Origin of the sequence: Mycobacterium sp. D16Q16 (assembly GCF_002013745.1) — a bacterium.
In the GTDB taxonomy this organism is placed as follows: Bacteria; Actinomycetota; Actinomycetes; order Mycobacteriales; family Mycobacteriaceae; genus Mycobacterium.
Genome location: NZ_MAEY01000012.1, coordinates 1 through 24,981 on the forward strand (window position 1 = coordinate 1; position 24,981 = coordinate 24,981).

A 24,981-nucleotide genomic window follows, 5' to 3' on the forward strand; every position below is an offset into this window, starting at 1 on the left:
TATGGCGGGCGGCGCCAAGCGCCCAGGTGCCAAGAAAGCCACCCCGGCCCCTGCTGCCGAGGCTGCTTCCGCCCCATCGGAGCCAGCGGAGGCACCGGCCGCAGCTGCCACCCCCGTACCGCCCGTCAAGGGACTGGGCATGGCCACCGGCGCTAAGCGTCCGGGCGCCAAGAAAGCGGCCCCCGCGGCTGCTCCTGCGGCACCGACTGCCGTGCCGACGTCCGAGCCGGCGGCAGCGGCACCCGCGGCAGCGGCGGCTCCCGCCACTCCAGAGCCCGCGGTGAAGGGCCTCGGCATTGCCACCGGTGCGCGACGTCCCGGAGCCAAAAAGGCGGCTCCTGCGGCCGCTACCCCGGCTCCGGAACCCGAACAGCCCGCGTCCGCCCCGGAACCGGCCGCTGCGGCCCCGGAGGACGAGGCGCCCGAGGCCAACACGACGCCGGAGCCACCGGTGAAGGGCCTGGGTATGGCTCCGGGAGCACGCCGTCCCGGCCGCCGAAATTAGATATTGGCTGGACAGCAATGCCACCATTGAGACCGTGAGTACCGATAACTTGCCGACTGACGTGCCCCCGCGCGTGCCCGGTCTTTCGCCGCGGCAGCATCAACGGGTCTTTGCCCAGTCCACCAAGCTGCAAGACGTCCTGTACGAAATCAGGGGTCCGGTACACGCTCACGCCGCCCGGCTGGAAGCCGAGGGGCACCGCATCCTCAAGCTCAACATCGGCAACCCCGCGCCGTTCGGCTTCGAGGCGCCCGATGTCATCATGCGCGACATCATCCAGGCGCTCCCCTACGCGCAGGGGTACTCCGATTCCAAGGGCATCCTGCCCGCGCGGCGCGCGGTGGTGACCCGCTATGAACTGGTCGAGGGATTCCCGTACCTGGACGTGGACGACGTCTATCTGGGCAACGGGGTATCCGAGCTCATCACCATGACCACCCAGGCGCTGCTCGACAACGGCGACCAGGTGCTCATCCCGGCCCCCGACTACCCGCTGTGGACTGCCGCAACCTCGTTGGCCGGCGGCACCGCGGTGCATTACCTGTGCGATGAGACCAACGGCTGGATGCCGGATATCGAGGATCTGGAATCCAAGATCACCGAGCGCACCAAGGCCCTGGTCATCATCAACCCGAACAACCCCACCGGCGCCGTGTACACCCGCGAAATTCTCACCAAGATGGTGGCGCTGGCACGCAAGCATCAGCTGCTGCTCCTGGCCGACGAGATCTACGACAAGATCCTCTATGACGACGCCGAGCACATCAGCGTCGCATCGCTGGCCCCGGATCTGCTGTGCTTCACCTTCAACGGTCTGTCCAAGGCGTACCGGGTGGCGGGCTACCGATCGGCCTGGCTGGCCATCACCGGACCCAAGGATCACGCCGCCAGCCTGCTGGAGGGCGTCAATCTCCTGGCCAACATGCGTCTATGCCCGAATGTGCCTGCCCAACACGCGATTCAGGTTGCGCTCGGCGGGCATCAGAGCATCGATGACCTGGTGCTGCCGGGCGGTCGCCTGCTGGAGCAACGCGATGTGGCCTGGACCAAGCTCAACGAGATTCCCGGCGTCTCCTGCGTGAAGCCGAAGGGCGCGCTCTACGCGTTCCCGCGGCTGGACCCCGAGGTGCACGAGATCCACGATGATGACCAGCTCGTCCTGGACCTGCTCCTCAACGAGAAGATCCTGCTGACACAGGGCACGGGCTTCAATTGGCCTGAGCCTGATCATCTTCGGATCGTCACGTTGCCATGGGCCCGCGACCTGGCGGTCGCCATCGAGCGACTGGGCAACTTCCTGGCGAGCTACCGCCAGTAACCGCGCCCTCCGCCGACACTCCGGTTTTCGACGCGTTTCGCGAGTGCGACGCGCAGAACGCGGCGTGTCGGCGCGGCATCTGGGGTCAGGAGGCGTGCGGCAGCTCTTCCACACGCTTACCCAGGCAGAACACACGCCATCCGGCGTTGACCCACTTGGCGGCGTCCAGGCAATTGCGGCCGTCCACAATGACTTTGGTGCGCACAACCTTGGCGAGCTCATCGGGGTCGAAGTCGACGAACTCCTGCCATTCGGTGAGCAGCAGCACGGCATCGGCACGGTCGGCGGCCTCCAGCACCGAGGTGGCGTAGTTCAGCGTCGGGAACAGCCGGCGTGAATTGTCCAGGGCCTTCGGGTCGTACACGTTGACTGCCGCGCCATTGAGCTGCAGCAGACCGGCGACGTTGAGTGCGGGCGAGTCGCGCACATCGTCCGACTCCGGCTTAAAGGCCGCACCCAGCACCGCGATGTTGGCACCGAGTAGCGATCCACCGCAGGCCTTGGTGGCGAGCTCCACCATCCGGGTGCGGCGGCGCATGTTGATGCTGTCGACCTCGCGCAGAAAAGTCAGGGCATGGCTGGCGCCCAGCTCGCCCGCGCGGGCCATGAAGGCCCGGATGTCCTTGGGCAGGCATCCGCCGCCGAAACCCAGGCCCGCGTTGAGGAATCGTCGGCCAATGCGCGGGTCGTATCCGAGCGCGTCCGCCAGGGTGGTCACATCGGCGCCCACCGCCTCGCACACCTCCGAGATGGCGTTGATGAAGGAAATCTTGGTCGCCAGGAAGGCGTTGGCCGAAACCTTCACCAATTCAGCGGTTTCCAGATCGGTGACCAGGAAGGGAACTTCCTCGTCGAGGATCGGCCCGTACAGTTCGCGAACGAGCTTCTCGGCGCGGTCAGAATCCTGCTGCACACCCAGCACGATGCGGTCCGGGTGCAGGGTGTCCTTGACGGCGAAGCCTTCGCGCAGGAACTCGGGGTTCCAGGCCACCTCGACATCAACGCCCTCGGCCGCGAATCCTGCTGCCCGCTGGCCCAGTTCGCGTGCGGTACCCACGGGGACGGTCGACTTGCCGATGATCACCGCCGTCCGTGAGAGCAGCGGCACCAAGGTATCGATCACGGCGTGGACGTAGCACAGGTCCGCTCCGTATTCACCCTTCTTCTGCGGCGTACCGACACCCAGAAAGTGCACATCGGCGAATTCGGCGGCCTCGGCATAGCTCGTGGTGAAGCGCAGCCGCCCGGCTGCGATGTTGCTCTGCAGTATCTTTCGCAGCCCGGGCTCGTAAAACGGGATGTCGCCGCCGGAGAGCTTGGCGACCTTGCCTGGGTCAATGTCGACGCCGAGCACCTCATGACCAAGCTCGGCCATGCAGGCGGCATGGGTAGCTCCGAGGTATCCGGTTCCGAAAACGGTGCATCGCATACTGCCTATATAGGCCTCCAGGGTTAGCAACCTGGATACGCCGCACCATCGGTGTCCTAACGCCGGGTGTACGGCGAAAAGCATTGTGAATCAGGGATTAATGCCCGCCAAACGGCCAGGGGAACCCCGAGTTCGAGCCGCCGCCGGACCCGCTGCCCGATCCGCCGCCGTGAGAGCCGCCGCTGTCGCCCCAGCCACCGCGCGAACTGCCGCCGTCGCCCCAGCCACCGCGGGACCCGCCGTTATCGCCCCAGCCGCCGCGTGAGGACCCACTATCGGAGCCACCACCACGTGAGCCGCTGTCCGAACCGCCGCGCGAGCCGCTGTCACCCCAGCCGCCGCGACCGCTGTCCGAGCCACCACGCGAATTTCCGTCGTCGCCCCAACCACCGCGACCCGAACCACCACGCGATCCGCTGTGGGAACCGCTATCGGGGTTGCCGCCCCCGATCGGCGGCAGGCCGGGAATCGAGATAATCGGCGGCTGCTGAGTCTGGGCAGGGGGCGTGTACGTCGGGCGGTTGCGGTCCGGCCACCACGGATTCTCCTGGCGCCGCGGCTGCTCCCACACCGGCGGGAACAACGGAATCGGCACCGGCACGATGGCGGGCGGCGGCGCGGCGGGCGCGGGCTCCTCCGGAGCAGGTGCGGCGGGTGCCGGAGGTGCCTCCGGTACGGGCGCCGGTGCCTGCGGCGCCGGCTGAACAGGTGCGGGAGCCGCGGGCTTGGGGGCCGCCGGCGCGGGGTTGCGCTGCGGCGCCGGAGCCACCACCACCTGCTGTACGGGAGCGGGTGCGGCGGGCGCGGGTGCCTCCACCACCGGTGCCGGTGGTGGTTGTTGGGGGGCCTCCGGCGGCAACGCGTTTTGCACCGGGTTCTGCACGACGGCGCGGTCCGGCGAGGACGGCCCCTGGTCCACCGTGGAGCGCACCGTCACTGTCAGCGAGACGGCAAGCGCTATCGAACAAATGCCGAAGACCAGCAGCAATGGCGCACCCACCAGGAGGAACGGTTTGCGTTCGGCGGGTTGGTCATCGAAGTCCTCGTACTCGCGCAGGTCGGTCTGCGCTTCCCCCGGCTCGCTGGCGCTCTCGGTCACGGCGTCGGGGTGCACGAAGCCTGTTCCGGTGGGCCCTTCGAGCGAGTAAGCCTGCCCCAGCAGCGCGGTGTTGGCCTCGAAATCCGGTTCCTGCGCCGACGCCAGCGCGGCACCACGGGCAAGCGCCAGCTCGGGCTGGTCCGGAGAATTCACCGGCAGCGAGATCGCCTCGCCCAGCGGATCGGTGAGATCGGAGACATCAGTGCCCAGGCCCAGCAAGAACACTCCGTCGGGTGCGTTCTCGTGACCCTTGAGTGGATTCACCAGGCTTGCCAGCACCCCGGGGGTAACTCCGGTGATGAGCGGCTCGCTGGCCAGACCGACGATGGAGCCGTCGGCGGAGTCCACCACCGCGAGCGTCGCGTTCTCCGGCTCGATGACCAGCAGTGCCGATTTGTCGTACCCGGTCACATTGCTGGCCGCCTTGGCCAGCGCCCCGCCTGCATGCAGCGCGGAGAAGAATCCGACACCGTCGATCCCGCGGCTGGCCAGCGAATCGCGTAGCTCGGCGGCTTGGGCGTGATCGCTCCACACCACGCCGGTGGACACCAGGTGATGGCCGCCGTCGAGCATGCCGTCACGGGTGCCCACGATGGCGGAAAGCACCTGTTCGGAGGCGGAGCCTTCGCCGTCGGAAACGATGATGGTGTCGGTGTCGACGATCCTGCCGTCCGCACCCGCGCCCTCGACCAGTACCAGCCGGGCAGTCGTCGGTGTCATAGCGACACCAAGTACGACGTCCACGTCAGATCCTCCGCTACATATCGACAGGGGCACCCGAACAAACGCGCCAAGGCCGTCAAAAAGTTCGAGTTGTTGCCGATTGTGTATCGGTACGGCGCGTTTCCCCGTTACCCCCGGTTAGGGGTCGATGAAGTTCTGGTAGGAGCGCGACGGGGTCGGACCGCGCTGCCCCTGGTACTTCGACCCTACCCCGGCACTTCCATACGGGTGCTCGGCCGGAGACGTCAGGCGCAGCAGGCAAAGCTGCCCGATCTTCATGCCCGGCCACAGCGTGATCGGCAGGTTGGCGACGTTCGAAAGCTCCAAGGTGATGTGTCCGGAAAATCCGGGGTCGATGAATCCGGCGGTGGAGTGAGTCAACAGCCCGAGCCGCCCCAGCGAGGACTTTCCTTCCAGCCGTCCGGCAAGGTCGTCGGGCAGCGAGCAGATCTCCAGCGTGGACCCGAGCACGAATTCACCCGGATGCAGTACAAACGGCTCACCCTCGTCCGGCTCAACCAGACTGGTCAGCTCATCCTGGCGTTCTTTGGGGTCGATATGCGTGTAGCGGGTGTTGTTGAACACCCGGAACAGGCTGTCGAGCCGAACGTCGATGCTCGACGGCTGGATGAGGGCGGGATCAAGGGGCTCGATGCCAAGGCGCCCAGCGTCAAGCTCGGCGCGAATATCGCGATCGGACAGCAGCACGCGAGCAGCCTACCGATGGGCCGCCCGCATGAAGAGGTTCGGGCGGCGCACCTACCCCTTGATGGCGATGACGGCTCCCGGCCGCAGCCAGCCGATAAGTCGAACCAGCGCGGCATCGTCCAGCGTCACGCATCCGGCCGAGGGGCCGCCGTCGGAGGCGTGCACGAAGAACGCCGATCCGGCGCCGGGGGTATGCGATGCGTTGACGCCCATGACGATCGCGCGCGGGTAGCCGTCGAGCTCTTCACTCAGCGACGTGTCAAAAGCACACGCGGATTGAGCGCAACGCTGGTGCGTGTTGTAACCCGGGCTGGCGGGATCGCCGTTCCACCAATCGTCGGCGTCCACCTGCAGATAATCCAGGCCGTGCGCCACCGACGGTTCGGTGCCAAAGGCGTAGTCCAGGCTGAAGACGCCCGTGGGGGTCGCTGGATTGTCGTCGCTGGCGGTGTCCGCGAACCCGGCCGCGCCGACATCGGAGGGAAGGTTCTGTTCGACAGGCTCCCAGGTATTACCCGCTCGCTGCCAGATACCGATGACGGCCTTGGTACCGCCGGTTCCCTGGACCGATACCACTTGTGTTGCGGTACCGACAGATTCGGCAAACCACGGCGGCTGCGTGGCCTGCGCCGCCGCGGCCGGAACGACCGCGACCGGGCGCACCCCAGGACCGGTGCCGCACGCACCCGCCAGAAGCACAAGGCTCAGCGGCAGCAGACGGATCGGGGACACTCATCCATGGTGCTGGCTCAACCTGGAAAACGCCTGTCAGTAACTAACCTTTAACGGCAATGACCGCACCCGGCCGCAGCCAGCCGATCAATTGCACGAGCATCCCGTCGTCCAGGGATACGCAGCCCGCGGTCGGCCCACCGTCGGTGGTGTGGACGAAGAAGGCCGAGCCGCCACCGGGCACTCTGTCCTTGTTCACACCCATGACGATGGCGTGCTTGTACTGCGGGATCGGCAGGTTCTCGCTCTGCGAAGTGTTGAACGGGCACTCGGCCTTGGCGCACTGCTGATGCGTGTTGTAGGTGGGGCTGTTGCTATCCCCGTCCCACCAGTCGTTCGGTCCGACCTGGACGTACCGCAGACCGCTCGGGGGCGGCGGCGCAGTACCAAAGGCCCAGTCCAGCGAGTAGACGCCGTTGGGGGTGGCCGACGCCCCTTCGCGTGCCTTGTCGATGAATCCGGCCGAGCCCACATGCGCGGGGATACCCGTGGACACGGCCTTCCATTCGTTGCCGCTGCGCTGGAACACGTCGATCTTGGCCTTGGAGCCGCCCGCGCCGTTGACCGCGACCACCTGCGTCGCGTTGCCGACGGACTGGGCGAACCAGGGCACGAAGGGTTCCGCGGCAGCAGATGTTGAGGTAGCCAGGGCCAGGAGGGCCGCACACAGCAGCGTCACAGGACGGAACACGAGACCATCTTCGCCGATGTTGTTCTCGAATCCTTCAAGGTTGGGACACGGTTGCGCCACAGACCGATCGGTATAGTTCGGCCATGGACGCCGAGCTCGAAGAATGGAAAGCCGCCGGGCACTACTTCGATTACCTGGGTTTCGACATCTTCTACCGCATCGAGGGCAGCGGGCCTCCCCTGCTACTCATCCACGGCTATCCGTTCAATTCATGGGATTGGACCCTCCTCTGGCCCGAGTTGGTGCAGCGGTTCACCGTCATCGCGCCGGACATGATCGGCATGGGCTTTTCCGACAAGCCCGTCCAGTACGGATACTCGGTTCTCGATCACGCCGATATGCATGAGGCGCTGCTGTCCTATCTGGGCATCGAACGGGTGCACCTGCTCACCCACGATCTGGGCAACTCCGTCGGCCAGGAGTTGTTGGCGCGCTTCGAATTCGAGGAACAATCGCGCGGCCGGGTACCCATCGACTCGGTGACGTGGCTCAACGGCGGGCTGTTCATCGAGGCCTACCGTCCCCGGATCGCCCAGACCTTGATGTCACGAACACCGTTGGGCGACTTGGTCAGCAGATTCCAGGGCACGCCGGTGTCGCGCCGGATCCTGGATGCCGCCGTGAGCGAGATGTTCGGCCCCGACACCAAGCCCTCGGCACGGCTGCTGTCGCTTTTCCAGCAGGTGTTGGAGTACAACGACGGCGCGCGCGTCACCCATCAGGTGGGCCGCTTCATCAACGACCGGTATGAGAACCGGAGCCGTTGGGTACGCGCCATGCGTGAGACCGCCGTGCCGATGCGGATGATCGACGGACCGATCGACCCGAACTCCGGATTGCACATGGCCGAGCGCTATCTCGAGGTCATTCACGACCCCGACGTCGTGCTACTCGACGACAACATTGGCCATTGGCCACAGATCGAGGCGCCCGAGGCGGTGCTCACGCACTTCCTCGCGCACATCGATCGGGTGACTACTTAGGCGGCGCCGGCGGGGCCATGTCCATGAACGACGAGAAGGTCGCGTAGTTACAGTCGGCCTCTCCGGTGCCGGTCGTGCTCTGGCAGACCACCTTGTCGTTCAGATAGATGCGCACCGTCACGGCGGCGTCCGGGGTCGCGGTGGAACGCCAGTCGGCCTTGACCTCCGCATGGTTGGGAATCTTGGCGCCACGGGACAGATCGCCGACGGTCGCGTCGACCTTCCAGGGCAGGGTCACGCCGTCGGCGGGCTGCATCTCGGTGCCGTCCCAGTACTGGACGTTGGCCGTGGTGGCGGTGGACGAGATGACCTCGTAGGTCACCGTCTTGTCATCCGCGTGTGCCGCCGCGGGGAAGCTGAGCGCAGCGGCTGAGGCCACGGCAGACGCGGCAAGTAATTGACGGACGGTCATGGAACACCTCGAGATGTCAGTTAGGTTTACAGATCGTTAGGCAGGCTACAGGGATTTTCTGGGCGTCTGCTGAGGCCGTGATCGAGAGCACTTCCGCCCGTCTACTTGAGCAAACGCCGATCGGTCCGGACGATGGGGTAATGAGCAATACGGGGGGCACCGACCTGGATGACCCGGTCCGCGACGACGACGAAGCGCCGGTGTGGGGTACCGCGACGCTGGTCGCCTTTCGCCTCGGGACCTGCTACTTCGGCACGTTCGGGCTGGTCGTGGCGATCGGTCTCTTCCCGGTCATCCTGAAGGGCATCGGGATCGACGGCCCGTGGTCGGTGATTCGCGGTCTGTTCCACGCCGCGAGGGCACCGATCGCATGGATCGGCGAACATCTCCTGGGCCTGAGCGTGCAGAGCACCCAGGTGGGTAGCGATAGCGCGTTCCAATGGACGGCGCTGTTCTGCATCGCCTTCCTGGCCGCCGTCGCGACAGCGACCTGGACTGTGCTCGATCGGGGACGCCAACGCTACGACCGCCTGCAGGCCTGGATATGGACAATCCTGCGGCTGGTACTCGCCACCGCGATGTTCTATTTCGGGATGGCGAAGGTGATCCCGACGCAGATGCCCTTCGTACTCAACCGGCTCGTGGAGCCGTATGGAAACTTCAGTCCGGCCGGCGTGCTGTGGGCACAGGTGGGTATCTCGCAGCCGTATCAGATCCTGCTCGGTCTGGCCGAGGTGTTCGGTGGCTTGCTCCTGCTGCTGCCCCGCACCACCGCGGCCGGGGCGCTGGTGTGTGTGGCCGACCTGACGCAGGTCTTCCTGCTCAACATGACCTACGACATCCGCCTCAAGACGGTGTCCTCGCAGCTGCTGCTGTTGAGCCTGTTCCTGCTGGCTCCCTATGCACAACGGCTGTTGACGGCGTTCTTCACCGACCGTGCGGTTCCAGCGGCGACCATGCCGCAGTTGTTCGCGCGCCCCCGAGCCAACCGGATCGCGCTGGCGGCCCAGCTGGTGGTGGGCCTTGCGCTGTTGGCGGCTTTCGGCGGACAAGGGTGGCAGCAGTTCACCAGACCCACGCCCAACCTGTATGGCATCTGGCAGGTGGAGACGTTCTCGTCCGAGGGGTATCCGCGCAATCCGTTGATTACCGACAAAATCCGTTGGCGCAGAGTCATATTCGACAGACCTTTTCATGTATCCGCGCCGGTGATGGTGACGGTACAACGCATGGACGATTCGTTCGAGGTCTTCGGCGGCACCATCGATGCGCGCAAGCACTTCATCGATCTCAGTCACCGGATCGAGCTGGGCACATACCGGGAGACCCCGGTGCGGATCAGGCTCACCTACTGGTGGCCCGGACAACCGAATCAGATGATTGTCGACGGTGACGATTACGCGGGTCACACAGTCCATCTGCGCGTCACCAGGATGGACCCCGCGTCGTTCCCGCTTGTCGAGCGCGGTTTCAACTGGGTGCAGGAGGAGCCCTACAACCGGTGATCTGATAGAACGGGTGGATGGCACTGACCGAGCTAGTGGAGCTACCGGGTGGGCCATTTTCCATGGGCTGCAACAATTTCTACCCCGAGGAACGGCCCGCACGCAGCGCGTCGGTCGGTGCCTTCGCTATCGAACGGCACCTTGTCACCAACGCTCAGTTCGCGGAGTTTGTCGCCCAGACCGGCCACGTGACTGTCGCCGAACGTGCCCCCGATCCGGCCCTCTACCCAGGCGCCTCACCCGACGATCTGGTCCCCGGGGCGATGGTGTTCAGGGCAACCAGCGGCCCGGTGAATTTGCACGACTGGCAGCAGTGGTGGGACTGGGTTCCGGGCGCCTACTGGCGGCAGCCAACCGGGCCGGGCAGCGATATCGACAGCGCCGCAAACTATCCCGTCGTCCAGGTGGCGTACACCGATGCGGCGGCCTACGCCCGCTGGGCGGGCAGGCGGCTGCCCACCGAGACCGAATGGGAGTACGCCGCGCGCGGTGGCGGCGATACGACTTACGCGTGGGGCGACGAGGTGTCCCCCGGAGGGCAACTGATGGCCAATACCTGGCAAGGCAGGTTCCCGTATCGCAACGACGGCGCACTGGGCTGGCGCGGTACCTCCCCCGTCGGCACGTTCCCACCGAACCAGTTCGGCCTTCTCGACATGATCGGCAATGTCTGGGAATGGACCTCGACGCGATTCGAACCCGGCCCAGATGCCCCCACGTCGTGCTGCAGCCCTTCCGATAACCCCGACCCGTCGGTGATCCAGGCACTCAAGGGTGGCTCGCATTTGTGCGCGCCCGAGTACTGCCACCGCTATCGTCCCGCGGCGCGCTCGCCACAGTCTCAGGACAGTGCGACGACCCATATTGGATTCCGCTGCGTGGAGAGCCGGGCGTAACACATACCCTGTACTGGCACCCACCACCGCAGGGCGCCACTAGCAGCAAGCGGGCCGATGGTTCCGATGTCAGACTGATCCGGTCTGACGGCAACGCACATCATCGTATTGACTTGTGGGAGGAACTGTATGAAACGTGATGTTGGAGCCCAACTCGACGTCGACATCTTGGCGCCATCAACATTGGAGTTCCAGATCGCTGTGTCGCCGCTACCCGGCGCCCAGGTGACGGAGAGCTTGTCGCTGGAGCTGAACGGACAGCGGGTGGAGGCCCAGGAGGTCGCGGGCGAGCACGGCAACCGTATTCACCGGCTCGATGTCGGGCAGGGAAACCTCAAAGTCTCTTACACGGCAACCATTCTCGGACAGGCCGACGAAGTGCCCGTCGAGGCCGCGGACCTGTCGACGTACTTGCGGCCGAGCCGCTACGCCGAGGCCGACAAGTTCTACGGTTTCGCGGCAACCGAATTCGGTGATCACACCGACCCCACGGTGCTGCTGGAGAAGGTCTCATCCTGGGTCGGGTCCCGGTTGACGTATTCACCGGGATCGAGCGATCCCATCGACGGCGCCGTCGACACCCTCCTGGCGGCGGCAGGGGTCTGCCGCGACTACGCACACCTCGTGGTGGCGCTGCTTCGAGCCGTCAAGGTACCGGCCCGGCTCGTCGCGGTATATGCGCCGGGTTGCGACCCCATGGACTTTCACGCTGTTGCCGAGGCAGTCGTCGACAACCGTTGGCAGGTGGTGGACGCGACCTGTCTGGCACCGCGACAAACGATGGTTCGCATCACCACCGGTCGCGACGCCGCAGACACGGCGTTCCTCGACAACCACGGTGGGCAGATCGTATTGAACCAATCGTTCGTCACCGCCGTGGTCGACGGTGACCTACCCGAGGATCACGTCGATCAGCTGGTCTCCCTGCGATGACACCCGAAGAGAGACCAGCTGAGACAGAGGGCTAGGAGTTCCCGGTCAATTTGTCCTTGACCGCGTCCACGCCTTCCTTGAGCTTGTCCGCGGCGTCGGTCAGCTTCTGCTTGACCGAGGCGATTCCCTGATCGACCTGACCTTCGGCCTTCAGATCCTCGTCGCCCGTGGCAGCTCCAACGGCTTCCTTGGCGCGGCCCTTGAGATCCTCGGCCGTGTTCTTTGCGTCGTCAGCAATTCCCATGTGTTTCAAACCTTTCTGTATTCCACTCGAGACAGGCGCGAGCCGAAGGTTCATCACATCGATTCCCGGCAGTTATCGTCAACGCCACTTCCGACACTACGCACGAAATCTCCCCAGTGCGGCGAGTTCAGTTCACGGGCTTTCTGAAGAATCACCCGAAAAGGGTGATGCTCGCCCCTGCCCTGCTCACTAGCCTCGGTGTAAGCATGTCTATTCACATTTTCACGCCATTCTTCGCGATCACCTTCCGCTTCCGGATCTTGGCGAGACACAATGAATCACGTTGACGAATAGCGGCGCGGTGACGCCACTGCTGACCCAGATTCTTCGCTCCGAGAGGACTATCCATGGAACCCACCAACGGGGACACCGCCAAACCCGCCGATAACGGCAAGGGCGGACGTGTCTCGCGGCGTTCGATTCTGGGCGGTATCGCGGCCGCAGGTGTCGGCGCCGCCGCCGCGACCGCCGCGATCAAGGGATTCGACGGCACCGATCGCGCGACAGGTGCTGGTACGCCGGGAACAGGGCCCACCAACGAGGACTTCCACGGGAAAATCGCCCTCGATGTGCGCGATTCCACGCCCGACTGGACTCCTTACGAGTTGAAGCGTGCGCCGGAGGGGGCGCCCAACGTCTTGGTGGTGCTCTACGACGACACCGGACTGGCCGCATGGTCGCCGTTCGGCGGACGCATCAACATGCCGGTCATGCAGCGCCTCGCCGACAACGGGCTGCGGTACTCGCAGTGGCACACCACCGCACTGTGCTCGCCGACGCGGTCCTGTCTGTTGACCGGACGCAATCATCATGTGAACCGCTCGGCGTCGATTACCGAGGCCTCCAACGGATTTCCCGGTGCTGCGGGTCGACTGCCGGCCGAGTGCGCCACCATCGGGCAGGTGCTGCAGGACAACGGGTACAGCACGTTCTGGGTGGGCAAGAACCACAATGTGCCCGTCGAAGACATCGCCGGGGGCGGCAGCCGGTCCGAGTGGCCCCTGCAGAAGGGCTTCGACCGCTACTACGGGTTCCTGGGTGGGGAGACTAACAACTGGTATCCCGACTTGGTCGAGGACAATCGGTTCATCGAGCCGCCGTCCACTCCTGAGGACGGCTATCACCTGTCGAAAGACCTTGCTGACCAAGCGCTTCGGATGCTGCGTGACCAGCGCGCCACCAACCCGTCCAAGCCCTGGTACCTGTGGTACTGCCCCGGCGCCAACCACGCACCGCATCACAGCCCCGCCGAGTACACCGAGAAGTACAAGGGCAAGTTCGACGACGGCTACGAGGCGTATCGCGACTGGGTGCTGGCCCGCATGGTGGAAAAGGGCGTCATTCCGAAGGACACCAAACTCACCCCGCTAAACCCCATGCCCGCAGACGTCGCCAACGAAGCGGACTCAGTGCGGCCGTGGAACACCCTGAATGCCGATGAGAAGCGCCTGTTCTCCCGGATGGCCGAGGTGTATGCCGGGTTCTCCGAGTACACCGATGCCCAGGTCGGAAGAGTTATCGATTACCTCGAGCAGAGCGGCCAGTTGGATAACACCATCGTGTTCTACTGCGCGGACAACGGCGCCTCGGGCGAGGGTTCCCCCAACGGCTCGGTGAACGAGAACAAGTTCTTCAACGGCTATCCCGACGAGCTATCGGAGAACATGCAGTATCTGGACAAGCTCGGTAGTCCCGATACCTATAACCACTACCCCACCGGATGGGCGGTGGCCTTCTCCACGCCGTTCCAGATGTTCAAGCGCTACTCACAGTTCTCGGGCGGCACCTGCGATCCCCTGGTGATCCACTGGCCCAAGGGCATCAAGGACAAGGGCCAAGTGCGCCATCAGTATCACCACGTCACCGACATCGTTCCCACCATCCTCGACGTCACGGGTCTGAAGATGCCCGAGACCTACCGCGGCGTCACGCAGTACCCGGTGAACGGGGTGTCGATGCGGTACAGCTTCGAGAAGGCAGACGCACCCACCACCAAGAAGCGGCAGTACTACGCGATGCTGGGCACCCGCGGAATATGGGAGGACGGTTGGAAGGCGGCTGCCCTACACGCACCGATCAGCGGCAAGGGTCATTTCGACCAGGACAAGTGGGAGCTGTACCACGTCGATGAAGACCGTTCCGAGTCAACGAATCTGGCCGACAAGTACCCCGACAAGCTCAAGGGGCTGATCGCCGCGTGGGCCGAGGAGGCCGACAAGAACTTCGTGCTGCCCCTCGACGACCGGTCGGCCACCGAGCTGCTGACGATCGAGCGGCCCACGACCGAGCCGAAGCGCAACCGCTACATCTATTACCCCGATACGGCACCCGTTCCCGAGGCCGTGGCGGTCAGTATCCGGGGCCGGTCCTACAAGATCATCGCCGATGTCGAAATCACCAAGGATTCCCAGGGCGTGATCTTCGCCCACGGCTCACGCTTCGGCGGGCACTCCCTGTTCATCAAAGACGACAGGCTGCATTACGTCTACAACTTCCTCGGCATCAAGCCGGAGCAGGTGTTCATCTCACCGCCGCTGACTCCCGGTAAACGCACACTCGGTATGGAGTTCGTCCGCCATGACAAGGGTAAGTACGGCGAATCCTTGGGAACAACAACGCTATACGTTGACGGGAAGGCGGTGACGAACGGCCCGATGCGGACGCAGCTGGGTAACTTCACCCTTTCCGGCGACGGGTTGTGCATCGGTTACGACAGCGGCGACAACGTGTCGCAGCTCTACAAGCACCCCGGGACGTTCACCGGGGGCACCATCAAGGGTGTCGCGGTCGACGTCAGCGAGGAGACCTTCGTCGATCTGGAGCAAGAGGCACGCGCAGCATTCGCGCGGGACTGAGCTCGCGTGTGGGGTGAGATGCCGCTGGGCTCGGGCTGGCCATCGGGAAGCTGGTCCGTCCGAGTCCAGCGGCGTTGAAGTCGTTTCAGCGCAATATTGTTCTTATGACGAACAACCGTGAGATGTGCGATCGGCCGCACCCCGGCGTGGGCTGTTTCGTACTACGGGACGGCCGGTTCCTGATGGGTCGGCGCCATGGCGCCCATAGGGCAGGCACGTGGTCTGTGCCGGGTGGCTGGATCGAGAGGGGCGAGAGTCCGGAATCGGCAGCGATTCGCGAGGTCTGGGAGGAAACGGGCGTGCGGATCACCCATCCTCGAGCCGTCGGCGCCACCACAACTGTCCACCCGGAAGGCTTGTGTTCTCTTACGGTCTGGGTGGTTTCGCGTTGGGATTCCGGTGAACCGGCCTCCGTGGAGCCGGATAAATTCGTTGAACTGCGTTGGTGCACATGGGAGGAGGGTCTGCCCGCACCCCTGTTCGATGTGTGGACTGATCTACTGGCCTCGCCCACCTACGCACAACTACGCGAGGTGTTGGCCGCGGCGTCGGCTAAACGCTACAAAAGGCCCTAAACACTCTCGCTGTGCTTTGACAAAGTAACTGCGCGAGGGCATCACACAGCGATATCCATCGACTGACCGGTTTGCTACGCTCTCGCAGGGTCGGGCACGCGTTAGGCGCTATGTAGTTCCTCATAGGGGATGCGTCTCTGCGTGATCTGACGATGAGGGGGATCGCTGTTGTTCGCAGAGCGGATATTTCCGCATGCTGCCGGCCGTGTCTGGTCGGTGTTCGCTGCAGGCGAGGGGGCGCATGCATGGGCGTTCCGGGTCCCGGGTTACCGCGGCATTCCCGGCAATCAGTTTGACCTGATGTATCTGCCGATTCTCGGCACCAGATTCACGGGCCGTTTCCGATGTGAGTTGACCCGGTTTCAGCCATCCCATACCTGGGAGTGCCGCACTGTCGCCACGGTCAAATACGGGGCCACGGCCGATTGGGTGAACCGCGTCGAACTTACCGACCACCCGCGAGGCACGCTGGTGCGATGGGCGTTGTCAGGCACGAATCTCACTGACGGGCACGAACGCGTGCTTTACCGCGTCTACACAGGCCATGTCCGCAAGACGCTAGGCGATCTGGGTCGGTATCTGGATCAGAACCCCCACAGCGAGCGCCTCTACCAACCACAGCTGTGACGACTGTGGAAACGTCGCGACAGGCGCTAGTCAACCGCCCAGGTCAGCGTGAGCTCGTCGCGGGTGCCGAACCGCTCCAGATGACGTTTCACAACGTCACCGAACTCCGCGGAGCTTGCCTCGACATGCAGTTCTCCCGGCTGTGGACGCAGCACGGTGACCGCGTCGGGGCTCATCTCGATCTGTACCGCACCGCCGTCGAGCTCGGTCACCGCGCTCTTGGCCGCCCAGTGCTGCGCGAGTTGTTTTGCGTAGCGCTCGGGACGGTCGGTGACGATCACGCCGTGAACAGTGGCCATCTCCCGATTCTTCCAGGTTCTGCGCGAGGGTGTCAGTGCGGCGCAATACCGATGGCCTCGCGGCGGTTCGATGCCTGGAGTTTCCGGTAAATAGAACGCTGATGTGTCTTGAGGGTGTTGACCGACACCGAGAGCTTCGCGGCAATTTCCGCCGTGGTCATGGGAGTGCGCAGGTACGCCAACACTTCTCGTTCCCGCGAGGTCAGTGCCACGGCGGGGTTCTCCGATGCGCCCGTCTCGCACGCCAGCAGGCATTCGCCGAGAAAGTCCGGATAGGCCGTCTGGGAGCTGTGCGCCCCCAACAGCCCCCGGCACGGCTGGTCGGCGTTGTCCAGGAACGGGTAGCGCACGGATTCGGGGGCGGCCAGTGCCAGCGAATCCTCCAGGAGCCGGTGGGCCTGGGTGTGGTCGGCACGCTCCCACGCCAGCAGTGCGCCGATCAGCAGGGCGTAGGCGCGCGTGTACGGAGCCACCGACTCGCCACGTGCGTTATCGGCCAAAGCCTGTGCCAACTCGAGGTTCCCGAGTCGCCGACATATACCGGCGACGATCGCAGAGGCCATGGGCAGCGGTGTCACACCCACGAGCCTCGCCGCCAACTCGAATGCCTCCCCGGCGTGCCCGCGCATCTCTGCGATCCTCGCGAGTGCGGCTGTGCGGAAGCTGCCCAACGGGACGGCCCTGTTGTCTCCCTCACCGATGCGCATGGCCACCGCTTCCAGCTGCGGCAAGGCGGCGTCGCACCCCTGGTTTCGCAGCGCCGCAGCAGTGAAGACCAACATCATGCGGCCGATGTCCGGATAGCCCTCTCCCACCGCCGCATCCACCACCGTGAAATCCTCGAGCGCCCCAGCCAGCTCGCCCTGCCACAGCTTCATGAATCCCGTAGTGAAAGAGGCTATCCCGCCGCCCTCGTGGGAGAGCCACGGAACGTCTGCCATGCTCAGGGATCGCTGGGCGCGGCCGAACTGCCCGGCATGGACATGGGCGAAGGCCAGGCTCTCCGTGGCCCTGTCCGCGACCGCTGTGAGCCCCAGCGCGCGGCCTTCCTGAGCGGCCGATTCCAGCAGCCGCATCGAGTGACCGACATCGCGCCGCAGCCGGGTTTCAGCCCAGCCCAACAGGAACAGTGCACACGCATACACCCGGTCGGGCACGAGCGCCCGATCGGTGAGGGCTTCGGTGACAGCGTCGACGGCGCCCGCCATGGTGCTGTGGTCATCGGAGATCAGGATGCGGCTCAGATCCGCGACTAGGCGCACACGCCGAGACTCGGCGTTGTCATGTGCCAGGGTCTGGGCGCGTTCGAAATGCAGCAGTGCGCCGAGGCGGTCGCCCGCGACCTCCCGGCAGCAGGAACGCACCATCGCCACATCGGCACTCTCCCCGAATGCCTCGGCCACCTGGATGCAGGCGCCCTCCAGCGCCACAGATCTGGCCTCCAGCAGCAGCTCGAGCCAGTGATCGGTGATGGTCTCCGCGGCCAGCTGCGCGTCCGCCCCGCGGACGGCGTGCTCGACGGCATCCAAGGGGTAGCGGTCTCGCAATTCGCGTGCGGCTAGCAGATTCAAGGCGCTCCAGCGCGCGGGATCCGATTGCCTCAGCACTTCGCCGCAGCCCTGCGCGAACATCGAATGCCATTGGTAGACAGCATCTTCACCAGATCCGAAGCGTTCGATGAACAGGCTGGATGACGCACATTCGGCGAGAAGCCCGGCGGCATCGGCACGCCCGGAGAGCACACCGGCCAGGCGTTGGTCCACCCGCGTACATACCGTCACCGCGAGCACGAACTCGGCCAGCTCCGGGCGCAGCCGCCCGAGAACAGCGGCACGGATGTACTCGGTGAGATCGAAATCATCTAAGGCACTGGGTGTTTGGCCGTCCAACAAGGCCAGCCGCACGGCTGCGGGCCAGCCTCCGGTGCCGCGCACGATCTGTTCGGCATCCCCGGCCGAGAGGTTCTGGCGTACTTGGCCGGCGGCCGTGAGCACATCCGCAGCGGTGAAAGCCAATTCGCCCGCCGCGATGACTGCCACCTGGCCATGTACCCGCAACCGGGTGAGCAGTGTCTCGGGCGCCTCCGTGGTGATCAGAACCAGTCGCAGCCAGGGCGGGCCGTGCTCAACGAACTCGACGAACTCCGCGGACTGCGTGACGGCAATGGCCTTCTGGAAATCGTCGAGCACGATGGTGACCGGGCCCGGCATGTCGATCGTGGACAGGGCGGTGAACACCAGTCCCGGAGACGGCAGCTCGAAGGCGGTGGCCAGAGCCCGCCGGACTTGGATGTCGGCGCCGTCACCCACCGCGTGGCGCAGCGCGGTCATGATGCCGCGAACCAATTCGGGGAAGTCTGCCGCCTGCTCTGTCACCGTCAGCCATCCGATCGAGCCCGGCTGCCGCAGCCGGCGCGCTGCGGCCCATTGCCCCACGGCGACGGTCTTGCCGAAACCCGATGGCGCGAGCACCACGACGGCCCGCGACTGCTGAACATGCACGTCAAGAGCACTATGGACGCCTGAGCGGGCGATCATCTCGGGGCTCGCCGACGGCGGTGTAGCCAGGAACCACGGTGCCGGGCTCCACGCCGTCGAACCGGTGGGCTTGCCGCCTGCGGTCAGATCGACGCGGTCAGCCATCCACTCATTCTCGCCCTGCCCAGCTGAGACGAGTTAGCCGGGCAGGGCCAGCGCCGTCAGGTCTGCGACTGCCCCAGGGTGACCTCGACCGTGCGCGAGGTTCCCGACGGGTCGTCGTAGGTGAGCGCCATGGTGTCGCCAGGAGCCTTCGAGCGGACCGCGGCCACCAGAGCCTCGGGGCCGTCGATCACCTGGTCGTCGACCTTGGTGATCACGGAACCCTTGGGCACGCCGGCGGTTGCCGCCGCGCTGCCACGCGCAACTCCTGCCACCAGTGCGCCACGTGTGTCCTGGTCGGAGCCGAGTTGGACACCCAGCGAGGCTTGCCGGACGGTTCCGGTGGCCACCAGTTCATCCGCGATGCGCTTGGCTTGATCCACCGGAATGGCGAAGCCCAGGCCGATCGAGCCGGCCTGTCCGCCACCCTGCGAGTCCTGGCCCCCACCCAGCGACGCGATCGCCGAGTTCACACCGATGAGGGAACCGTTCATATCGACAAGCGCGCCGCCGGAGTTGCCGGGATTAATCGCCGCGTCCGTCTGGATGGCATTCATCACCGAATGCTGGCCGCTCTGCTCATCGCCGGTAGCGACCGGGCGCCGCAGCGCGCTGATGATGCCGGTGGTCACCGTTCCCTGCAGGCCCAAGGGTGAGCCGATGGCGACAACGTTCTGCCCCACCTTCAGGTCTTTCGACGAACCAATGGTGATCGGGGTCAGGTCGGAAACGCCCTGAGCACGGACCACCGCGATGTCATCGGCGGGATCGGCGCCGACCACGGTGAACGGCACCGTACGGCCGTCGGCCAGGGTCACCGTTGCCTTGACACCGTCACCGGTCCGGGCAGAGGGCCGAGTGGTACGCCCGTCGGAGCCGTCCAGTTCTGAGCCGTCGCGCCCGTCCCGGTAACCGCCGGGAAGCTGTCCGCCCGGGAGGATGCCGGGCGGAAGGTTGGAGAGTGGCCCGCCGGGCGCGGGAGCCGAGGGCGCAAGGTCGCCGCTGCCCGACATGGCCGCGGCCACCACATGGTTATTGGTCAGGATCAATCCGTCGGAGCTCAGGACGACGCCGGACCCCTCCTCGCCCTGCTGTCCACTTTGGATCTTTAGTTGCACCACACTGGGCAACACCTTGGCCGACACCTCTTCGACTGAGTTGCCCGCGGGCGTGCTGCCAGGTTTTCCGAGTATTGAACCCGTTGGCAGTGAGGGCTTTCCGACGGGTGCGGGACTCGACACCTGCGCTACGGGGGCGGGATGACCGGAGCGGTTCACCACGACGACGGCCGTGGTGGCGCTGGCAGCGATGGCCACCACAACGGCGCCGCACGTCAGCCCCATGGCGCGAAGACGTTTCCGGCGCAGAGGGTTCGGAGCCAGTTCGGCACGGTCCGGGAATGTCTCGCCATACGCGTAGCGCGTCCGGGTGTCGGTGGATGCACCGTGCACCTGCCGATAGCCGTGCTGGCCCAACGGGAATTCGTTTCCGTACGGCGGATGCCCAGGCTGGTAATTCATCGATAGTTCCTTCTTCCTCAAGATGCAGTCAGGGCACTGTCCGCCTCTGGTACGCACTGTCACAGTGCCTGTATCCACTGAGGCCAGGCTGAGAATTTCCTCTCTGCAGCCCAAGACTTTTCAGGGGGTAGTGGGAGTAGGTGGCGGTTGCTGTCCCGTATCCACCACCGCGAGGGGTGCCGTCGCCGGTTCGGGCGACGGCACATCGCGGCCACGCCGGACAATCTCAAAGACATTGATCGGCCACCAGAACCAGCGTCCCAATGCCGCGGCGATCGCGGGCGTCATGAATGCCCGAACGATCAGTGTGTCGACAATCAGTCCGATACCGATGGTCGTTCCCATCTGGCCGACGACACGCAGATCGCTGACGACCATCGACATCATGGTGAACGCGAACACCAGGCCTGCGGCGGTGACGACGCGACCGGTGGCGCCCATGCCGCGGATCATGCCCGTGTGCAGCCCGGCGTGGATTTCCTCCTTGAGCCGCGATACCACCAGCAGGTTGTAGTCCGAACCCACCGCCAGCAGGATCACCATCGATAAGGGAATCACGATCCACTGCACGCCCAGGCCAAGGATGTCCTGCCACAACAGCACTGTTAGGCCGCAGGCCGTGCCCAGGGATGCCGCGACGGTGCCGACGATCACCAGGGCGGCCACCACACTGCGGGTGATCAGCACCATGATCGCGAAGATCAGGATCATCGAGGCGATGATCGCGACCATCAAATCGATGGAAACACCGTCCTGCATATCGGCAAACATTGATGCGGTGCCCCCGATCGAGACCTTGGCATTGGACAGCGGAGTGCCCTTAACCGCGTCGGCGACAACACCTTTGAGGTCACGGACGTGTTGGATTCCTTCGACCGACGCCGGGTCTCCCTCGTGGGTGATGATGAAGCGGACAGCCTTGCCATCCGGCGAGACGAACATCTTGAGCCCGCGTTTGAAGTCGGGGTTGGTGAACACGTCTGGCGATATATAGAAGAAATCGTCGTTCTTGGCCTGATCGAAGTACAGACCGATTTCCGTGGCACCCTTGGCCATTTCCTGTTGCTGGGCTTGGATACCGGCCGTCACACTATGCGTCGAGATCATGAAGTCGCGCATCCTGATCATCGAATCGATGGTCGTCCTCAGCACCGGAAGCATCTGCGGCATCAGCTGATCCATCTTGTCCATATCCGCGATAAGGCCGTTCATTTGGTCGGCGAGCACGTCAACGCTGTCCAAAACATCGAAGATCGATCGCAGCGACTGGCAGATCGGGATATCAAAGCAATGCTTCTCCCAGTAGAAGTAATTGCGCAGCGGCCGGAAGAAGTCATCGAAATTGGCTAAGTTGTCACGCATCTCCTGGATGGTCGCGTTCATCTCGTGGGTCCGGCCCACCATGCCGTGCATGGTGCCCGTGAGCTCCTGCATGAGGCTGTACATCCGCTCCATGGTGGCAACGGTCTTACTCAGCTCGTCGGCCTGTTCGAGCATCTGCGCCGAGTTGTCGCTGTTGAACTTTGACGTCTGCAGGGTACCCGCGTTCTGCGCTCCCATCAGGAACGGGAGCGAGCTGTGCTCGATCGGCGCCCCGAGCGGACGGGTGAGGGTCTGCACCCGTTCGATACCGCGCATACGCACGATGCCCTTGGCCACCTTGTCGATGACCAGCATGTCGGCCGGGGTGCGCAGGTCGTGATCGGCCTCCAGCATCAGGAGTTCCGGGTTCATCCGGGCCTGGGAGAAGTGCCGGCCGGCGACCTCCATGGCAAGGTTGGCCGGCATGTCGGCGGGCGTGAACTTCTGGTCGTTGTACTGCGGCACGTACGTCATGAGGCTGACGAATCCTACGATCGCGATCAGGCTGGTCAACACGATGATCGGAATGGGCCAACGCACCACCGACGTACCGACCCTGCGCCAGCCTCGTGCGGAGAGCGTGCCCTTGGGTTCCAGCAGCCCAAACTTCGAGGCCACCGTCAGCACCGCGGGCGCCAACGTCAGCGCGGCGACCACGATCACCAGCATCGAGATCGCACACGGCAGCGCCATGCTCTGGAAGTACGGGAGCGTGGTCATGGTCAAGCACAGGCACGCGCCGACGATGGTCAGACCGGAACCCAGAATGACGTGAGAGACACCGTGATACGCCACGTAATACGCGTCTTCCCGGCTCAGTCCCTTCGACCTCTCCTCGTGATAGCGACCGAATAGGAAGATCACGTAGTCCGTGCCGGCCGCCAGCGCCAGCGCCGTCACCATGCTCACCGCGTAGGGGGTCAGTCCGATGAAGTTCAGGTAGCCCGCTGTTGCCGTAACACCTTGGGCGGCAATTAATTCCAGACCAATAATGACCATGGAGATGAGCATGGTGACGATGGAGCGGTAAATGAACAGGAGCATCACGATGATCACGCCGACCGAGAGCATTTCCAAGATCGCCATGCTCTGCTGACCAGCCACACTGGTATCGGCGTTGAGTGCGGTACTGCCGGCAACATACGCCGTGATGCCCGGCGGCGCAGGCACGGAATCGACTATCTGGCGCACCGCGGCCACCGATTCATAGCTGGCGCTGGTGCCCTGCGACCCGTTGAGGAAGATCTGCACATAGGCGGCCTTGCCGTCCACACTTTGTGAGCCCGCCGCGGTCAGCGGATCGCTCCAGAAGTCCTGGACGTTCTGCACGTGTTCCTGATCGGCCTTGAGCTTCTCGACGATCTGGTTGTAGTACTTGTGCGCGGCATCGCCCAGCTTGTCGTCACCTTCCAAAACGACCATCGCCGAAGAGTCCGAGTCGTATTGCTGAAACACCTTGCCGATGTTCAGCATCCCTTGGTACGACTCGGAATTCTGCGGGCTTAGCGGCACCGAGCGGGACTCCGCGACGTCGTTGAGTGACGGAATCAAGGCGCCCAGAATGACCACGAGCGCCACCCAGAACAGGATGATCGGTACCGACAGGAGCCGGATCGTGTGGCCGAGGAGCGGCCGGTGCGGACTCACGTGCGAATTGCTCATACGGATTTCACCAAGCAGTAGATGAACGGTTTGACTTTGTCTGTGCTGGTTCGGTCATCGCGCGTCTCGCCATCGACCGTGACGCGGCAGCCGAGGCTGGTGACGTCGCCATCACCCTGAGCGACGATGTTGGCCGACATCGACGGCACCGTCGTCACAATCGTGAACGACCAAGGGAGCACGGAATTTTCGATGAGATGGGGTTGACCGTTCTCGTCGAGGTAGTTGATGTTCGCGGCGCCACCCGACCCCACGATCTCGTAGGTGACGCGCTTGGGGTTGACGTTCGCGGTGACGCCGGATCCCTCGCCGAGTTTCGGCGGACGAGGGGCAGCGGAACTGCGGATCTGCGTGATCGCGTAGCCACCGATCCCGACGACAACCACCAGGAGCAGCGGAATCCAGAACCGCTTCAACAGTCGATACACCCGTGCATCCCTCCTGCCTCTCCATGCCCGAGCGCAAGCGCCTGCCGGTGAGGCGACCGGTCGCGCCGCATTGTGTACCGGCGGTCTATTACGCCACAGACCGTACCACGGTAATAGACCGTCGGTACGCTATGACGCCGCTGGGCGACGGATTAGCATCGGGCCATGACCTTCCGCCGGGCGCGCAGCGAGGAGCAGCGCGAGATCCGCCGGCAAGCGATTCTGGGAACCGCGTCGTCGATGCTCAGCGATATGCCGGTCAGCCAGGTCAGCCTCAATGAATTGAGCCGCCGCACCGGCCTGGCAAAGTCTGCAATGGTGCGGTATTTCGAGTCACGCGAGGCCGTGCTCCTGGAGCTGCTGGGTACCTTGCTGCACAGCTGGGTGTCCGAAATTGCGGCGGAACTCTCCCACGAAACGCCCACCGGCTCGGCCCAGGAACGTGTCGATCGCTTGGCCGCCGTGCTCAGCCGCTCTCTGCAGCAGCATGCCGTGCTGTGTGACTTGATGGCCGCACAGCCAGGCGTACTGGAACACAATGTCTCGGCCGAGACGCTGCTGTGTTTCTGGCGCTCGACGTACGCCAGCGTCGCTCGGTTCGCCGAGGCCATCCGAAGCTTTATCCCCGAGCTTGACGAAGACGCCCACAGCGTGTCCGTCACCATACTGATGACCACCGGCGCGCTGTGGATGTACGCGCAACCGTCCGACAGCGCCGTCGCCGCCGCCGAGGCCGAACCCGAACTGGCAGTGGTCCACATGCGCTTCAACACCGACTTGGAGACCACGCTGGCCCGGCTCATCACCGGCGCCCTGGTGAAGCGCAGTTCCTGATC

General features: G+C 64.6%; 20 protein-coding genes and 1 pseudogene. 9 read left to right on the plus strand and 12 right to left on the minus strand.

The features are described 5' to 3' along the window. A pseudogene (locus B4394_RS12285) lies at positions 1-505 on the plus strand (Fe-S oxidoreductase); the annotation flags it as partial. A gap of 7 nt (positions 506-512) precedes the next feature. After that, positions 513-1,823, plus strand: coding sequence for a pyridoxal phosphate-dependent aminotransferase (locus B4394_RS12290; protein ID WP_078307395.1), 1,311 nt, complete (start codon positions 513-515; stop codon positions 1,821-1,823). Positions 1,824-1,908: 85 nt separating this feature from the next. Here B4394_RS12290 and B4394_RS12295 read toward each other — a convergent pair whose 3' ends face one another. The 5 genes from B4394_RS12295 to B4394_RS12315 form a co-directional block, all read right to left on the minus strand. Then, positions 1,909-3,252, minus strand: coding sequence for a UDP-glucose dehydrogenase family protein (locus B4394_RS12295; protein ID WP_078307393.1), 1,344 nt, complete (start codon positions 3,250-3,252; stop codon positions 1,909-1,911). Positions 3,253-3,349: 97 nt separating this feature from the next. After that, the gene (locus tag B4394_RS12300; protein ID WP_078307391.1) at positions 3,350-5,095 is read right to left on the minus strand and encodes a DUF7159 family protein; all 1,746 of its coding nucleotides are present in this window, start codon (positions 5,093-5,095) and stop codon (positions 3,350-3,352) included. Between the two features lie 117 nt (positions 5,096-5,212). Beyond that, on the minus strand, positions 5,213-5,782 hold the full coding sequence (dcd, locus tag B4394_RS12305; RefSeq protein ID WP_078293146.1) for a dCTP deaminase: 570 nt from the start codon (positions 5,780-5,782) through the stop codon (positions 5,213-5,215). A gap of 51 nt (positions 5,783-5,833) precedes the next feature. Then, positions 5,834-6,514: a L,D-transpeptidase family protein gene (locus B4394_RS12310; RefSeq protein ID WP_139360142.1), complete on the minus strand. Its 681-nt coding sequence runs from the start codon at positions 6,512-6,514 to the stop codon at positions 5,834-5,836. 43 nt (positions 6,515-6,557) lie between these two features. Beyond that, positions 6,558-7,265 carry a L,D-transpeptidase family protein gene (locus B4394_RS12315; RefSeq protein ID WP_078307389.1) on the minus strand — a complete coding sequence of 236 codons (708 nt, stop codon included), beginning with the start codon at positions 7,263-7,265 and terminating at the stop codon, positions 6,558-6,560. Between the two features lie 23 nt (positions 7,266-7,288). On the opposite strand from B4394_RS12315, the gene B4394_RS12320 reads away from it, so the two are divergent. Beyond that, positions 7,289-8,188 (plus strand): alpha/beta fold hydrolase, encoded by a 900-nt coding sequence (locus B4394_RS12320; RefSeq protein WP_078307387.1) that lies wholly within the window; start codon positions 7,289-7,291, stop codon positions 8,186-8,188. Here B4394_RS12320 and B4394_RS12325 read toward each other — a convergent pair. Continuing rightward, the gene (locus B4394_RS12325; RefSeq protein WP_078299721.1) at positions 8,181-8,600 is read right to left on the minus strand and encodes an MmpS family transport accessory protein; all 420 of its coding nucleotides are present in this window, start codon (positions 8,598-8,600) and stop codon (positions 8,181-8,183) included. The genes B4394_RS12320 and B4394_RS12325 overlap by 8 nt on opposite strands. Positions 8,601-8,677: 77 nt before the next feature. Here B4394_RS12325 and B4394_RS12330 point away from each other — a divergent pair, with 77 nt between their 5' ends. The 3 genes from B4394_RS12330 to B4394_RS12340 all read left to right on the plus strand — a co-directional run bounded on the left by B4394_RS12330 (position 8,678) and on the right by B4394_RS12340 (position 11,934). Continuing rightward, positions 8,678-10,105, plus strand: a complete 1,428-nt coding sequence (locus B4394_RS12330) for a DoxX family protein (RefSeq protein WP_078315194.1) — start codon at positions 8,678-8,680, stop codon at positions 10,103-10,105. Between the two features lie 17 nt (positions 10,106-10,122). Next, on the plus strand, positions 10,123-11,001 hold the full coding sequence (locus B4394_RS12335; protein WP_078307383.1) for a formylglycine-generating enzyme family protein: 879 nt from the start codon (positions 10,123-10,125) through the stop codon (positions 10,999-11,001). Between the two features lie 129 nt (positions 11,002-11,130). Continuing rightward, positions 11,131-11,934: a transglutaminase-like domain-containing protein gene (locus B4394_RS12340; RefSeq protein WP_078315195.1), complete on the plus strand. Its 804-nt coding sequence runs from the start codon at positions 11,131-11,133 to the stop codon at positions 11,932-11,934. Positions 11,935-11,965: 31 nt separating this feature from the next. Here the strand turns inward: B4394_RS12340 and B4394_RS12345 are convergent, their stop codons facing one another. Beyond that, on the minus strand, positions 11,966-12,178 hold the full coding sequence (locus B4394_RS12345) for a CsbD family protein (protein ID WP_078307379.1): 213 nt from the start codon (positions 12,176-12,178) through the stop codon (positions 11,966-11,968). A gap of 347 nt (positions 12,179-12,525) precedes the next feature. Between B4394_RS12345 and B4394_RS12350 the strand changes: the two genes are divergently transcribed. Then, positions 12,526-15,033: an arylsulfatase gene (locus B4394_RS12350; RefSeq protein ID WP_078315196.1), complete on the plus strand. Its 2,508-nt coding sequence runs from the start codon at positions 12,526-12,528 to the stop codon at positions 15,031-15,033. Positions 15,034-15,137: 104 nt separating this feature from the next. After that, positions 15,138-15,608, plus strand: a complete 471-nt coding sequence (locus B4394_RS12355; protein WP_078315197.1) for a nucleotide triphosphate diphosphatase NUDT15 — start codon at positions 15,138-15,140, stop codon at positions 15,606-15,608. Between the two features lie 653 nt (positions 15,609-16,261). Here the strand turns inward: B4394_RS12355 and B4394_RS12365 are convergent. The 5 genes from B4394_RS12365 to B4394_RS12385 all read right to left on the minus strand — a co-directional run bounded on the left by B4394_RS12365 (position 16,262) and on the right by B4394_RS12385 (position 24,145). Next, positions 16,262-16,534: a DUF2218 domain-containing protein gene (locus B4394_RS12365; protein ID WP_078307371.1), complete on the minus strand. Its 273-nt coding sequence runs from the start codon at positions 16,532-16,534 to the stop codon at positions 16,262-16,264. 32 nt (positions 16,535-16,566) lie between these two features. Continuing rightward, positions 16,567-19,176, minus strand: a complete 2,610-nt coding sequence (locus B4394_RS12370; RefSeq protein ID WP_078315199.1) for a LuxR C-terminal-related transcriptional regulator — start codon at positions 19,174-19,176, stop codon at positions 16,567-16,569. 56 nt (positions 19,177-19,232) lie between these two features. Continuing rightward, positions 19,233-20,510, minus strand: coding sequence for a S1C family serine protease (locus B4394_RS12375; protein ID WP_078315269.1), 1,278 nt, complete (start codon positions 20,508-20,510; stop codon positions 19,233-19,235). A 303-nt stretch (positions 20,511-20,813) separates the two neighbouring features. Beyond that, on the minus strand, positions 20,814-23,717 hold the full coding sequence (locus tag B4394_RS12380; RefSeq protein ID WP_078307367.1) for an MMPL/RND family transporter: 2,904 nt from the start codon (positions 23,715-23,717) through the stop codon (positions 20,814-20,816). Beyond that, complete coding sequence (locus B4394_RS12385; RefSeq protein ID WP_078307365.1) at positions 23,714-24,145, minus strand: MmpS family transport accessory protein; 432 nt, start codon at positions 24,143-24,145, stop codon at positions 23,714-23,716. Before B4394_RS12385 ends, B4394_RS12380 begins: the two co-directional genes overlap by 4 nt. 165 nt (positions 24,146-24,310) lie before the next feature. On the opposite strand from B4394_RS12385, the gene B4394_RS12390 reads away from it, so the two are divergent. Continuing rightward, the gene (locus B4394_RS12390) at positions 24,311-24,979 is read left to right on the plus strand and encodes a TetR/AcrR family transcriptional regulator (protein WP_078307363.1); all 669 of its coding nucleotides are present in this window, start codon (positions 24,311-24,313) and stop codon (positions 24,977-24,979) included. Positions 24,980-24,981 lie beyond the last annotated feature (2 nt).